11 protein-coding genes and 1 other RNA gene are annotated in these 14,948 nt (G+C 34.0%); 10 read left to right on the top strand and 2 right to left on the bottom strand.

What is annotated here, in order from left to right; all coding sequences use genetic code 11:
- Positions 1–138: 138 nt before the first annotated feature.
- The gene (locus ACSVDA_RS16050) at positions 139–609 is read right to left on the bottom strand and encodes an Hsp20/alpha crystallin family protein (RefSeq protein WP_485884423.1); all 471 of its coding nucleotides are present in this window, start codon (positions 607–609) and stop codon (positions 139–141) included.
- Between the two features lie 220 nt (positions 610–829).
- On the opposite strand from ACSVDA_RS16050, the gene hcp reads away from it, so the two are divergent.
- Complete coding sequence (gene hcp, locus ACSVDA_RS16045) at positions 830–2,125, top strand: hydroxylamine reductase (protein ID WP_485884422.1); 1,296 nt, start codon at positions 830–832, stop codon at positions 2,123–2,125.
- Positions 2,126–2,324: 199 nt separating this feature from the next.
- On the opposite strand, the gene ACSVDA_RS16040 is transcribed toward hcp, so the two are convergent.
- On the bottom strand, positions 2,325–3,017 hold the full coding sequence (locus tag ACSVDA_RS16040) for a Crp/Fnr family transcriptional regulator (protein WP_485884421.1): 693 nt from the start codon (positions 3,015–3,017) through the stop codon (positions 2,325–2,327).
- Between the two features lie 145 nt (positions 3,018–3,162).
- On the opposite strand from ACSVDA_RS16040, the gene ACSVDA_RS16035 reads away from it, so the two are divergent.
- From ACSVDA_RS16035 to ACSVDA_RS15995, 9 genes are all read left to right on the top strand, one after another.
- On the top strand, positions 3,163–5,409 hold the full coding sequence (locus ACSVDA_RS16035; RefSeq protein WP_485884420.1) for a DEAD/DEAH box helicase: 2,247 nt from the start codon (positions 3,163–3,165) through the stop codon (positions 5,407–5,409).
- A 301-nt stretch (positions 5,410–5,710) separates the two neighbouring features.
- Entirely contained in the window at positions 5,711–6,943 is a 1,233-nt protein-coding gene (locus tag ACSVDA_RS16030) for a ribonuclease H-like domain-containing protein (protein ID WP_485884419.1), read from the top strand.
- 612 nt (positions 6,944–7,555) lie between these two features.
- The gene (locus ACSVDA_RS16025) at positions 7,556–7,765 is read left to right on the top strand and encodes a spore coat protein (protein ID WP_320210085.1); all 210 of its coding nucleotides are present in this window, start codon (positions 7,556–7,558) and stop codon (positions 7,763–7,765) included.
- A gap of 324 nt (positions 7,766–8,089) precedes the next feature.
- Positions 8,090–8,656, top strand: a complete 567-nt coding sequence (locus ACSVDA_RS16020; RefSeq protein WP_485884454.1) for an SLOG family protein — start codon at positions 8,090–8,092, stop codon at positions 8,654–8,656.
- Positions 8,657–8,879: 223 nt separating this feature from the next.
- Positions 8,880–9,173, top strand: a complete 294-nt coding sequence (gene gpsB / locus ACSVDA_RS16015) for a cell division regulator GpsB (protein ID WP_485884418.1) — start codon at positions 8,880–8,882, stop codon at positions 9,171–9,173.
- Between the two features lie 68 nt (positions 9,174–9,241).
- An RNA gene (rnpB, locus tag ACSVDA_RS16010) (RNase P RNA component class B) lies at positions 9,242–9,631 on the top strand.
- 385 nt (positions 9,632–10,016) lie between these two features.
- Positions 10,017–11,156, top strand: a complete 1,140-nt coding sequence (locus tag ACSVDA_RS16005; protein ID WP_485884417.1) for a THUMP domain-containing class I SAM-dependent RNA methyltransferase — start codon at positions 10,017–10,019, stop codon at positions 11,154–11,156.
- A 140-nt stretch (positions 11,157–11,296) separates the two neighbouring features.
- A complete protein-coding gene (locus ACSVDA_RS16000) occupies positions 11,297–13,231 on the top strand; it encodes an ATP-dependent DNA helicase (RefSeq protein ID WP_485884416.1) in 1,935 nt (644 codons plus the stop codon).
- 83 nt (positions 13,232–13,314) lie between these two features.
- Positions 13,315–14,835, top strand: a complete 1,521-nt coding sequence (locus ACSVDA_RS15995; RefSeq protein ID WP_485884415.1) for a carboxypeptidase M32 — start codon at positions 13,315–13,317, stop codon at positions 14,833–14,835.
- Positions 14,836–14,948: the final 113 nt, after the last annotated feature.

Genomic DNA, 14,948 nt, shown 5'->3' with positions numbered 1-14,948 from the left:
AGATAAATACGTATAAACCTATCGTTCCTGGCACTTTATTTAGTCTTAAAATTATTGAGTTCTCTTTACACTCATCATTCTGTTCATTTTTAGTAAGAATAGGCAGTAAGGTTTACGAAAGAGCTATTAATGAAAGTTCTATTCCTGGATGGATATCCGCTTGCGTTGTTGGCGTGGAATACGTATATCTAGTAGGCCATTCCTAAATGTTGCAGTTACGTTTTGTTCTGGGATCTTGTAGGGAACGTGAATGGTTCTTGAAGCCTGTTGGAATGTATGCATTTTTTGGTATGTTTGTTGTTTATCATTTGACTCTTCGATTATTTCACTATTATTAAGTGAGATTGTTACATAATGTTCGAAGAATTCAAGATTTATTTGCTCTCGTTTAACACCAGGTAATTCTGCATTAATAACATACTCTGTATCTGTTTCAAATGTTCGTATAGGTATTTGTTGAATGAAGAGTGGCTGGCTAAGGAGGTCATCAAGTGACTCAAATATTCGTTTAAAAGGATTTTCGCCAATGAATTCATTCATCGATTTGATTAAGCCATTGAATTCGTTCTCTAGATTTCTAGATAATTTATTATTATTGTCTGAACTCACAACTTTCACCTCAGTTAAAAAAGTTTATTCGCTATAACTTATGCACTTCGTTCGGAAAGGGCACAAAAAATACACAGAGTATCTCATGTCATGTAATGAAAAAATGGTATAAATGTGAACAATTTGTAAATTATCCAAAAATGTGATTGAAATCACAATTGATAGTATACGAAAGATGTATGCTAAAACATGAAAATTCCGTTTTAAAGGGGAGATAGACATGTTTTGTTATCAATGTGAACAAACTCCATCAGGAGGGTGTAAAGTGGTTGGTGTATGTGGAAAGGATGAAACGATTGCAAGCTTACAAGATACAATCGTATTTGGTTTAAAGGGTATTGCTGCATACCGTACACATGCTAATCAACTTGGATATACAGATCCATTTGTTGATGCTACGACTCATGAAGCGCTTTATATGACGTTAACGAATTCAAATTTTAATGTTGAAGAACATATTGATATGGCAATGAAGGTAGGGCAAGCAGCAGTTCGTATCATGGACGTACTTGATAAAGCTCATACTGAACGTTTAGGTATACCCCAACCAATAACAGTTTCTCAAAATAAAATTGAAGGAAAGTGTATCGTAGTAACTGGTCATAATTTATTCGCTTTGCAAGAGTTGCTTGAGCAAACAAAAGGGAAAGGGATAAACATATATACTCACTCAGAAATGCTCCCTGCACATGGTTATCCAGAACTAAAAAAATATCATCATTTAAAAGGGAATATAGGAAAAGCATGGTATGATCAACGTAGATTATTTGAAAAGTTTCCTGGTGCTATATTAGCAACCACAAACTGTGTGATGCCAATTAAGGGCACGTATGCAGATCGAATGTATTCATATGAAGTGGCGGGGTTGGAAAATGTTCAAAAAATAGAGAATGATGATTTTACTCCTTTAATTAATAGAGCGCTCCAATTACCCGATGCAAACATTGAATCAGAACAAACATTAGTAACCGGCTTCCATCATGAAACAGTATTAGGTTTGGCACCTGAAGTTATCCAAGCTGTTAAGGATGGCAAAATTAAAAGATTTTTTGTTATAGCTGGTTGTGATGCTCCAGGAAAAGGTGGGGAGTACTACCGAGAGCTGGCTACATCTTTGCCACCTGAAACAGTGATTTTAACTACATCTTGTGGGAAGTTTCGTTTTAATGATGTAGACTATGGCACAGTACCAGGGACAGACATTCCTCGCTATATTGATTTAGGTCAATGTAATAATTCAGGCTCAACGGTAAAAATAGCACTTGCTTTAGCTGATGCTTTTGAATGTGAAGTAAATGATTTACCGATCAGTATTGTTCTTTCTTGGTTTGAACAAAAAGCCGTAGCAATTTTACTTGGGTTATTTAGTTTAGGTATTAAAGATATTCGCATTGGACCTAAGCCACCAGAGTTTATTTCTGAGGGAGTGCTGAACGTTTTACAAGAAACATTCAACCTCCAATTAATTGATAATGCTCAAGACGATTTGGAACAAATGTTATCATTAACCGTTTAATTAGCTAAAATAATTTTGTTTTTTGGTGTGACCATTTTATACTGTCACTCTATGTAATAACAGTTTATGAAAATGAAAAATGAGTTGCTGCTCTAGCAACTCATTTTTTGGCTGTTCTCACATTAATTGTTGTTTTTCGAAAAAAACTTTATCTTATTGTCCATTTTCATAAAATTTGAAAAGAGCTTTTGTTTTTAACTCACAAGATTTCTGATTCGAACTTATTTACATCAATAACAAGATTGCCATTACAATCCACTGTAATACTTCCTTTTTTCTTAAGCTTTGTAATCGTTCTACTAATCGTTTCCCGTGTTGTACCAATCATATTAGCTAATTCTTTATTGGTGAATTGGGTAGATAGCACTCTTGTGTGGCTATCAACTTCTGTTCCGTGAGTTTCTGATAGTCTTAGTAACAATTTAACGATTTGCTCATATGTATTATTTAAAATTTGTTCTTCAAGTCTTTTTTGTAAATCTATAATTTTTTCACCCATCACTCTAAAAAGTTTAATACAAACTTCTGGATGTTGTAAAAGTAACTGTTCAAAATGAGAAATCGAAATTGCTACAACAGCAGTACTTTCAACAGCGAATGATGAAGCTGGATAATTCCCTTTTCTAAAAAAACCTACGTGTGGAAACATATCTCCATCACTTAATACTGATACAATCTGTTCTTTTCCTTGAATATCATTTTTATATATCTTTACTTTACCAGTATGTATAAAATACACATAATCTAAAGGATCCTCATGCATGAAAATATGAGTCCCTTTTTGGTACGTACGGGTAATTGCAATATTTACAATTTCTTTTAATTCAGTATTTATAAGTTCTTTAAATAAAGGTACATTACTTAAAACGTCTTCAATAGTTTGTTTATTCATTTCTTTCCACTCCACAGTATTTTCATTATATATATATTAACAGATTTTATTATTTGGCGACTATAAATAAAAACTTTCATTACGAACGTTTATTCGTTACAATAAAATAGATGTGATATTAATTTAAATAGGCGGTGAACAGGTAGTGAAAAAGAAGTCGCTGTCCGATATTATTGACGAACTAAAGGTAAATGATAATATTATACATTGGCATGAGGTAGAGCCGAAGGAAGCAAAAACAATGAGTATTCCTGACAGTGTTGACTCCAGAATTAAAACAGCTTTACATAATAGGGGGGTAAACGCATTATATACACATCAATGTACGGCATATGAAGCAGTGCAGGATGGTCAGAATATTGTAACGGTGACCCCAACTGCATCTGGTAAGACATTGTGTTATAATCTTCCAGTTCTTCAAGCTATTGCACAAGATGAATTGAACCGCGCATTATATATTTTCCCTACTAAAGCTTTAGCGCAAGATCAGAAGAGTGAATTAAATGAGATCATTTCAGAAATGGGGATTGATATAAAAAGCTTTACTTATGATGGTGACACTTCTCCCACGATTAGACAAAAAGTAAAAAAAGCTGGACATATTGTTATCACCAACCCTGACATGTTACATTCAGCTATACTTCCTCATCATACAAAATGGGTTAGCCTCTTTGAAAACTTAAAATATATCGTTATCGATGAATTACACACATATCGCGGTGTGTTTGGAAGTCATGTCGCGAATGTCATACGCAGACTTAAAAGAATTTGCAATTTTTATGGTAGTGATCCGATCTTTATTTGTACTTCAGCGACTATTGCAAACCCTAAGGAATTAGCTGAAAGGTTAACAGAAAGCACAATGACCTTAATTGATGATAACGGGGCACCAAGTGGCAGGAAGCATTTTGTTTTTTATAATCCTCCTGTTGTAAATAAACCTTTAAACATTAGAAAAAGTGCAACTGTAGAAGTAAATGATCTTGCACAAAGATTTTTAAAAAATCATATTCAAACAATTGTTTTTGCAAGAAGTAGAGTACGTGTTGAAATTTTATTAAGTCATATTCAAGAACTAGTTCAGAAAGAACTCGGTTCAAAATCTATTAGAGGATATAGAGGCGGTTATTTACCGAAGCAACGAAGAGAAATTGAGCAAGGTCTACGCAATGGGAACATAATGGGTGTCGTGAGTACGAATGCTTTGGAATTGGGTGTCGATATTGGACAGTTACAAGTGTGTGTCATGACAGGATATCCCGGAAGTATTGCAAGTACTTGGCAGCAAGCTGGACGTGCAGGTCGTCGTCACAGTGAAGCAGTTATTATTATGGTAGCTAACTCTAATCCAATTGATCAATATATTGTGAACAATCCAAACTATTTTTTTGAAAGATCACCAGAATCTGCAAGAATCAATCCAGAAAATTTAATTATACTAGTTGACCATCTAAAATGTGCAGCTTATGAATTACCCTTTAGGGAAAATGAACAATTTGGCAAACAAGATGTGATGGAAATAATGGAATACTTGGTGGATGAAAACGTGTTGTATCGTAATGGTGAGAAATTTTATTGGGCGAATCAATCCTTTCCAGCGAGCAATATTAGCCTGAGGTCGGCATCACAAGAGAATGTCGTTATTATCGATCAATCAAATATTGCTGACGTTAAAATCATTGGCGAAATGGATCGCTTTAGCGCTATGACACTTTTACATGATGAAGCGATTTATATACATGAAGGGATCCAACATCAGGTAGAAAAACTAGACTGGGAACATAAGAAAGCGTACGTAAAGAAAGTGGATGTAGAATATTACACTGACGCTAATTTAGCTATACAATTAAAAGTGCTGGAAATAGATAAAACAACGAATAGAAAAACAACTACAATGAATTATGGAGATGTTACAATCAATGCTCGCCCTACGATATTTAAGAAAATTAAATTGTCTTCATTTGAAAATGTAGGATCTGGTCCAATTCATTTACCCGAAGAAGAATTACACACGAGTGCTACTTGGCTGGAAATCCAAAAAGTTGACAATAACGAAGATGAAAAAACGTTGGAGCAAATTCTACTTGGGATTAGAAATGTATTTAGCCATTTAATACCTATCCACGTCATGTGTGATCGTAATGATATCCATGTAGTATCACAAATTAAAGCTACACATACAGGAAAACCAACAATATTTATTTGTGATCATTACCCAGGGGGGATAGGGCTAGCAGAAGAGGTCTATAAAAGTCAGGACTTAATCATTAAAGCATCGAGAAACCTAATATTACATTGTCCTTGTGAAGAAGGTTGTCCGTCCTGTATTGGCATCGAAATAGGGGGTAAAGACCATAAGAGAGAGGTGCTTAACATCCTAGAAAAACTTTAGCCTATAACTCTTTCATAAACTTTATTGCTATTTTACTAAAAATGGACAGTAAGATGAGCTTTATGAGAGTTCAATAATTGTAAAAGTAGAATAGGTGCCACGAACACGTACTGAAAACGTGCCATCGCATAGAACGAAGAGCAACAATCAATGCGAAAACAGCTTAAGTCATTGATTTTTCGTGTGACTTCTAGAACATACATGGCTATGTTAGTAATAGAAATGAGGCAGGTGAACATACGGTAATAACATGAATCAAATGGTCATTCATTTGTTTACGTTGTTATAAGTACTATTATTTATGTCTATTAAAAACAAACTTAATTTATATAAGAAACACCTTGTCAACGAAAGTGAGAAGAATAGCCAAAGTTTAAAAACAGACGATCATACTATACCGTTTCTTGAACAATGGACTTCTTTTTCGGCAAATCCATATTTTTTTGATGATCAATACTGTCTTATCAGAGAAGTTTCATATCCAATTGGGTATAAACATGGTCAACACTCGTTTGCTGAGCTCCATGAGGTAACTGAGATGTGGCAAAGCCATCACATTCAACACCCTCTCTCAGCAAAAAATAAAGAACCACATGATTTGTTCTTTTTTGATACAGAAACGACTGGATTAGGTGGTGGAGTTGGAAATACGATATTTTTATTAGGATACGCTAGAGTGTTTCAGGATGAGGTAAAAATAAGACAACATTTTTTGCCTGCTCCTGGAAATGAAGTTGCTCTTTATCAAAGCTTTCTTACAAATGTAGATTATACTACATTAGTAACATATAACGGTAAAGCTTTTGATTGGCCACAGGTGAAGACACGACATACATTAATTAAGGAGTCTGTTCCTAAATTGCCAGAGTTCGGCCATTTTGATTTGTTTCATGGATCACGAAGGTTGTGGAAGAATGATTTGGAGAACGTAAAGTTAACTACAGTTGAAAAAGAAAAACTTGCGATTAACCGAGGGAAAGATACTCCCGGATATTTAGCACCTTTGCTGTACTTTGACTTTTTACAAAATAAAAACCCAACAGGGATTTTCTCTGTGTTACACCATAATGAAACAGATATCCTTTCTTTAATTTCATTATATATACACCTCTCAAAAAAAATATTAGCTAATTACAAATTGAGTAACCCTAACGAGCAGTTTGAAATTGCCCGTTGGTTAGATACTTTGGGGGAAAAGAAAAGCGCTAGTTATAAATATAAAGCTATTGCTACTAGTGAAGATGAGCATTCTGATAAAGCTAAGTTCAATTTAGCCATGATATATAAAAGAGAAAAGAATGTAAAAAAAGCAACCGACTTGTGGAAACAATTAGTCGAATCAAATGATATGTCATTACAAATACAAGCTGCTGTTGAATTAGCAAAAGTACATGAGCATCAATTTAAGGAAATTGATGTAGCATTAAAATATGCGAGGTTTGCATATAAAATCACTTGTGAGAAAGAGTATAAAAAATACAAGAAAGCTGAATTACTAAAGCGTATTAGTAGGCTGGAAAAGAAGGGGAAATAACAAACACATTTATTTCCACGGAAAGCGCAAAAAGAGAGTTTATTCGGCATTATAAATAAAACAAATCGACAACAAATTTATGGTATAGTAAACATTTGTCGTAGCTATACATCTAGGGAATTAATCACCTTACTTAAGACTGTTGTGTTCATGTTAAAACATGATAAAATATTCATTAATAACTAACGCTCTTTTCACTTATTATGGTTATCAAATAAAACTGAAACAGATGAAGCTGTTTCAGTTAGAAAATATAGCAATAAAGTTTGAAAAGAGTCTAGCCTAAAGACAACATAGAGCTTTAAAAAACATAATGGAGAGAATATGAATAATGTATAAGAAAATCGTTTATTTATTTTTTGTTGTAATATGCTTGACAGTCATAATTATGAGCAATTTTAAAACAAGTCTACTGTGACTTATTGCTAATTTTGGATAAATATAGACATACATATATTCTAGAAGCATATATGATCATGAGTTATGTGGATATTTTAGTAAGTTAAATCTTTTTAAAATATAGGGATAAATTAGGTGTATTCATTAGTACATGTTTACCCATTTTTTCATAGGCTGTTATTGTAACATATGCATATGAAAGGAGATAAGGAGATGCAACCTAGACCAATTGTACAGCCACCGATTGTTCATCCAACAAAATGCTGTGTCCAACATCATTATTGCACATTTATTGTCCCGCACATTCACCCTAGTCACATACAGCATGTAAATCATGTATTGTATCAGCATCAACATTATTATCCACAAACAGAGTCTGTAGTTAATGAAGTTTCTAATCAACAATTCAATTGTGGAAGATAAGAACTTGAATAGAGTAAATTATAGGGACGGTGCTATACCGTTCCTATTTTTAAAGGTCGTTGATGTTTGCTCATTAATTGCTGTTAATCCTACTTAGAAATAAATACTATATAACTCCAGGTGTCTTTTTTTAACACAATACATATGTAAATAGCCTCGTTTTGTTGTCAATATTTGATTAAAAAAATTAAAGTTGAAAAAAAGCCTAACAGCAGCTTTTTTATAGTTATAGCAATATGGTGCTATTTTAATAGGCAGTCATTCCTAGTCTCATTATTAAGTGATCATAGAAATGATGTTTTTCCTAAAGGAGAATGAATTTTGATAAAAGTCATAGTCGTTTCAGGTTATAAGCCCTATGAAATTGGTATTTTCTCTAATGATCATCCCGCGGTAAATTTTATAAAGAAAGCACTTAAAAGTCGTTTAGTTTCACTTCTTGATAATGGACTTGAATGGGTGTTAATCAGTGGTCAGCTCGGTGTTGAACTATGGGCTGCGGAAACAGTGTATGCTTTACAAGAAGATTATCCACACCTTAAGGTTGCAATTCTTACACCATTTCTTCAGCAAGAATTGAATTGGAATGAAGCAAATAAAGAATATTACGAATATATTTTATCTCAAGCTGACTTTGTCGAAAGTATTTCAAACAGAACATATGAAAGTCCTAGTCAATTCCGACAAAAAAACCTTTTTTTGGTAAACAAAAGTGATGCATTACTCGCTGTATTTGATGAAGATAAGCAAGGAAGTCCTACATATTTGCTGAATGTTGCAAAAAATAGAAGAGATACGGACAACTATGATATAATTATGATAAATTTTGATGATCTTCATTTAGTTGCTGAAGAAGAATCAATGAATGAACAGTGGAATGAAGAATTGTAGAGAAGCCTTTGGACTACAATTTTGTTGTTACTGTTTCTAAATTTGAATAGCTATAAAAGGTATTTAACAACAACCACGAATGCTAATTGAAGTCCATGTTATTTTTATTAGTGCAAAAAAATAACTAATACGAAATGACATATGCAAAAGACAAATTGACAATTGCTCTTTCATTTGAAAAAATAGAAGTGGTAGAATGGGGAATTATGTAGAGGTGAATACAATGTTAGAACGAATTAAACTAAATGCTAAAGAAATTTTGGAAAAAGAATTTAAAACTGCGATGAGAGGCTATAAACAAGAAGAGGTAGATAAGTTTTTAGACTTCGTCATTAAAGATTACGAATCATTCCATCAAATTATTGAAGAACTACAACAAGAAAATTTACGCTTGAAACGTCAAGTAGATGATACATCTAAAAAACAAAGTGTACCATCTGGAAATACTAATTTTGATATTTTACAAAGATTATCGAGTCTTGAAAAGCATGTGTTTGGTAGTAAATTATACGAGTAAATGATTACCATATAAAAACTATTGCTATTTACAATGTTATTTACTATAATTAATGTTACGCGTTAATAACGTTCGGGTAATCGCTGCACATGTTCATGTGTAGAGGAAAGTCCATGCTCGCACGAGCTGAGATGCTCGTAGTGTTCGTGCCTAGTGAATAAATAAGCTAGGGTAGTTAGTGTAATACTAACTAACGGCAGGGAAATAACCTAAGTCTTCCTAGATATGGTTAGAATACCTTTAAAGTGCCACAGTGACGAAATCTTGCAAGAAATTGCAAGAGTGGAACGAGGTAAACCCCACGAGCGAGAAACCCAAATTATGGTAGGGGCACCTTCTTTAAGAAAATGAACGAGAAGAAGGACAGGTAAGGAAATTTGCCTGTAGATAGATGATTACCACCTTGGTACGAGGCGTTGGCCGTTTGTAGTACAAGGAACAAAACATGGCTTACAGAACGTTATTAATGAACTGAGTTAATTAGATTAGACTTAACAGCTCTCCTTTAACATGGAGAGCTTTTGTTATGTCGATGACCTTAAGAAAAAAGTACTTTCGTATTCAGTTGCAATCTTAAAAAATTATTAATGACCAACATTGAGAATTTCATGTAACTTTCTCCAAATGTACAAATTTTTTAAAAATAGCAACAAAGTTTGCGTATAGAGCATATGTAGATGTTATGATAATGAAGAAATTTGGATATGATCAATAAGAGTTATTTAAAAACGGCTCATCCAATAGGTTGATTAAACTACCGAATAACTTAGCTGTTGGAAGGGCAAAGTAATAAATTGATTTTAATTGTACTAAGCGAGTAATTTGAGAAAATAGGGTGATGACATGAACAATACTTATACACTTATTGCAACCGCTGCAATGGGTTTAGAAGCTATCGTTGCAAAGGAAGTACGTAGTCTTGGCTACGAATGTACAGTAGAAAACGGTAAAGTCATTTTTCAAGGTGACGAAAAGGCTATATGCAGATCAAACTTATGGCTACGTACCGCTGATAGAATTAAAATAAAAGTTGGTGAGTTCAAAGCGACTTCTTTTGAAGACTTATTTGAAGGGACAAAAGCATTAAAGTGGAGCAACTTTATACCTGAAGATGGTGAATTTCCTGTAAGTGGTAAATCTGTAAAGTCAAAGCTATTTAGTGTGTCTGATTGTCAAAGTATCGTGAAAAAAGCTATAGTTGAAAACTTGAAGGAACATTATCGATCGGCTGGTTGGTTAGCAGAAACTGGACCATTATATAAAGTCGAAATTGCTATTCACAAAGATATCGCAACGCTAACAATCGATACGAGTGGTTCTGGACTACATAAACGTGGATATCGTGTTGGACAAGGTGATGCTCCGCTGAAAGAAACTTTAGCAGCTGCATTAGTGATGCTTACAAACTGGGAGCCTAATAAACCGTTTGTAGATCCAGTTTGTGGCTCTGGTACTATACCAATAGAAGCTGCATTAATAGGGCAAAATATTGCACCTGGTTTCAATAGGGACTTTGTTTCTGAGCAATGGGATTGGATTGGTAAAAGTACTTGGAATGATGCACGTCAAGAAGTAGAGGACCGAGCAAATTACGACCAACCACTGCATATATTTGGTCATGATATAGATCATAGAATGATTACTATATCTAAAGAAAACGCTGAAGAAGCTGGACTAGGAGATCTTATTACATTTAAGCAAATGCAGGTAAAAGATTTTACGACTAAGGATCAACATGGTGTGATCGTTGGTAACCCACCCTATGGTGAGCGCATAGGTGAAAAACAAGTAGTGGAGCAAATGTATAAAGACATGGGCGAGGTATTTGGTGACCTTGATACTTGGTCAAAGTATATCGTTACTTCCCATCCGGAATTTGAAAAATTATACGGGAAGAAAGCTACTAAAAAGAGAAAATTATTTAACGGTTTTATTAGAACTGACTATTATCAATATTGGGGAACTAAACCCCCAAAAAAATAATAACTTCTGACACTGTTCTCCTTCTATGAGAAAAGATAAATATCTATAAATGGTGATGATAGGTGAGTAATCAACATATGCATATTATTCATTAAATTATCGTTATCGTTGTAACATTTAATATCGGAGGAATATAATTAATGATTCGTGAACGACTACCTTTTCAAGTATTAACGAATGATAACTTTTTTGATAAATTAAATGAATGGATTGGCGATGTATTTTATGACATACTACCTGAAGCAGGTTTAGAGCTTAGAGATGAACAAATTTTCATGGCATTTCAGCTTGAACGTGCATTTAAGGAAAAGAAGATAATATTAGCTGAGGCTGGTGTTGGAACAGGAAAGACAATCGTATATTTATTATATGCATTGTGTTATGCAAGGTATACAAATAAACCCGCAATTATAAGCTGTGCTGATGAGTCATTAATTGAACAGCTTGTTAAAGAGGAAGGAGACATTGCAAAACTTCGAAAACTATTAAATATGAATATTGATGTCAGACTGGCAAAATCCCCTGATCAATATTTGTGTTTAAACAAACTAGATGATGCAATGACTTTTTCAGAACATGACAATATTAATGATGTTTATGATTCACTACCGAAATTTGTGAATAATCATGCAGCCTTACAACAATTTACACCTTATGGGGATCGAAAACAATATCCTCTGTTGTCTGATGAGGAATGGAACATGATTTCATGGGATGTTTTTCAAGATTGCTCAAGTTGTGAAAAGCGACATCGATGTGGACAAATTTTGTCTAGAGATCATTATCGAAAGGCTGCAGATTTAATTATTTGTTCACATGACTTTTATATGGAGCATGTCTGGACGAAAGAATCACGTAAGAGAGAAGGGCAATTGCCGTTACTACCTGAATATAGCAGCGTAGTTTTTGACGAAGGGCATCTATTAGAAATTGCGGCACAAAAGGCGTTGACTTATAAAATAAAAGCAACATTATTAGAAGTATTATTAACTCGACTGCTTGAAAATGAGATAAGAGAAGAGCTTGCGTTGTTAATAGAAGAGACGATTGAAACAAATCAGTTATTTTTTGATTCAATAGTGGAGCAAGCTGTGCAAGTACAAGGGTCTCATCGAATGAACCTTGCTTTATCCGACTCTATTATTAATTATGCTAAACAATTAAACGAAAAGTTAATTGCTATTGGAGATGCACTAGTTTTCGAAAGTGAAACATATACGATAGAAGAGTATCAATTAAATATTGTTGATGAATACATCGATCAAGTGCAATATTCTTTGCAGCTAATGGTTGAAAATGATGAGGCTATAACATGGGTTGAAGCAAACGATGATGAAACAACTGTTGTTATTATGCCAAAATCGGTGGAGAATGTACTTGAGGAAAAAGTTTTCTCAAACAACATACCGTTTGTGTTTAGCTCTGCAACACTTTCAAATAACCAATCATTTGAGTATGTTACAGCTAGCTTAGGTATTCGTGATTATTTATCGTTTTCAGTGGAATCTCCATTTGATTACGCTGAACAAATGAAGATAAAGATGCCAATCCTACAAGCCAATGACAACTTATTTCAGCAAAAGTTTACGTATACAATGAAAGAGCTACAGAAAACAAATGGAAGAGCGTTAATATTATTTAATAGTAAACACGATTTACAGTTATTTAAGGAACACTGTAGTGAGCAAACGGAATTTTCATTTTTATTTGAGGGAGATAGAGAAATTAGTGAACTAGTTTCAATATTCCAAAATGAAGAACATACTATACTTTGTGCGCAGCATCTTTGGGAAGGTTTAGATATACCTGGCCCAGCTTTGTCTAATCTTATTATTTGGTCGTTGCCTTATCCTCCAAATGACCCTGTGTTTAATGCAAAGCGTAAAGCAACTGAGGATCCCTTTTGGACAATTGATGTTCCTTATATGATGCTTCGACTACGCCAAGGAGTTGGACGGTTAGTTCGTTCTCATCATGATAAGGGTGTTGTGACAATTTTTTGTACAAGTGATATTGATAAGGAATTAATCACAAAGGTAGAAACAAATCTTCCTACTAATGTTACAAAATCTTAAGAATTTTTAAATGTAAGATTTAGAAGGATTTATTATAATTGTATAGAATTATAGTAAATGAAAACAGTTTAAGGAGGAACAACATGAATCAAGATATATTAAAACTAGAACAACAATTTCTAGATTATGTAAAAAAAATAATAGGCTATAATGAAGCTGTTGGTTTAATGCATTGGGACCTACGCACAGGTGCTCCAAAAAAAGGAGTGGCCCAACGTTCTGAGGTAATAGGAACTTTATCATCTGAAATCTTTGAAATGACTACTTCTGAAGAAATGGCTTCCTATATTGCGAAGCTCTCGTCACAAGGTGTCAAGGAGCAGCTATCTGAAAAAACTATTAAAACTCTTAAAGAATGCAAAAAATACTATGATAAGAATAAAAAAATACCTGCAGAAGAGTATAAGGAGTTTGTCATTCTTAAATCGAAAGCTGAATCTGTGTGGGAGGAAGCAAAAGCAGCATCAGACTTTTCTATGTTCCAGCCTTACCTAGAAAAATTAGTCGAATTTAACAAGCGATTTATTGAATACTGGGGTTATAAAGATAACAAATATGATGTTCTACTTGACGATTATGAGCCAGGTATGACAGTGGACATTTTAGATAAGGTGTTTCATGAAGCCCGTGAGCGAATTGTCCCATTAGTAAAAGAAATTGCTACAGCAGAACAGCCTAAAACGAGCTTCCTGTTTGAACATTTTCCTAAAGGTAAGCAGCGTGAATTTAGTTTAGCAATTCTAGAGCAATTGGGCTATGATTTTGAAGCTGGTAGATTAGATGAAACAGTGCACCCATTTGCGACAGGCTTAAACCCAGGAGATGTGCGCATCACGACAAAGTATGATGAAAAGGATTTCCGTACAGCGGTTTTTGGAACAATTCACGAGTGTGGTCATGCATTGTATGAGCAAAATATATCAACGGACTTAACAGGCACGCCTTTATGTTCAGGAACATCAATGGGGATTCATGAATCACAATCACTGTTTTACGAAAATTTTGTAGGACGCAATTATTCTTATTGGAAAAAGAATTATGATTTATTAAAAGAACATACTAATGGTCAGTTTGATTCTGTAGAGTTAGATGACTTCTATAAAGCTATTAATGAATCTAAGCCTTCATTAATCCGTATCGAAGCAGACGAATTAACATATCCGTTACATATAATGATTCGATATGAGATTGAAAAAGGATTGTTTAACGGTGAAATTGAAGTGAAAGACTTACCGGAAGTTTGGAATAATAAATATGAGGAATATTTAGGTGTACGCCCTTCAAATGATGCCGAAGGAGTACTACAGGATGTACATTGGGCAGGTGGAATGTTTGGGTATTTTCCATCTTACGCACTAGGGTATATGTATGCAGCCCAACTAAATAAAGCAATGCTTGTAGATATTCCAAATTTTGATGAGTTAATGGAAAAAGGGGAATTAGAGCCTGTTCGCGAATGGCTCACAGCGCATGTACATCAATTTGGTAAACTGAAAAAACCACTAGAAATCCTACAAGATGTAACAGGTGAAGGATTAAATGCAAATCACTTGATCGAGTATTTAGAAGAGAAGTATCGTAGAGTCTATCAAATTAACAGCTAATGTTAGTTTAGCACATTAAGTATTGCAAAGCCTCCTTTGTCATTTTACAAAGGAGGCTTTGCTATAAATAAAAGACATATAAAAAGCACCTTGTTAAATTACTTCACAAGGCG

The sequence above is a fragment of the Cytobacillus sp. Hm23 genome (genome assembly GCF_051842895.1).
GTDB lineage: Bacteria > Bacillota > Bacilli > Bacillales > SM2101 > Nanhaiella.
Note: the sequence above shows the minus strand (reverse complement) of the source record. Positions and strands in the feature narration are given on the sequence as shown.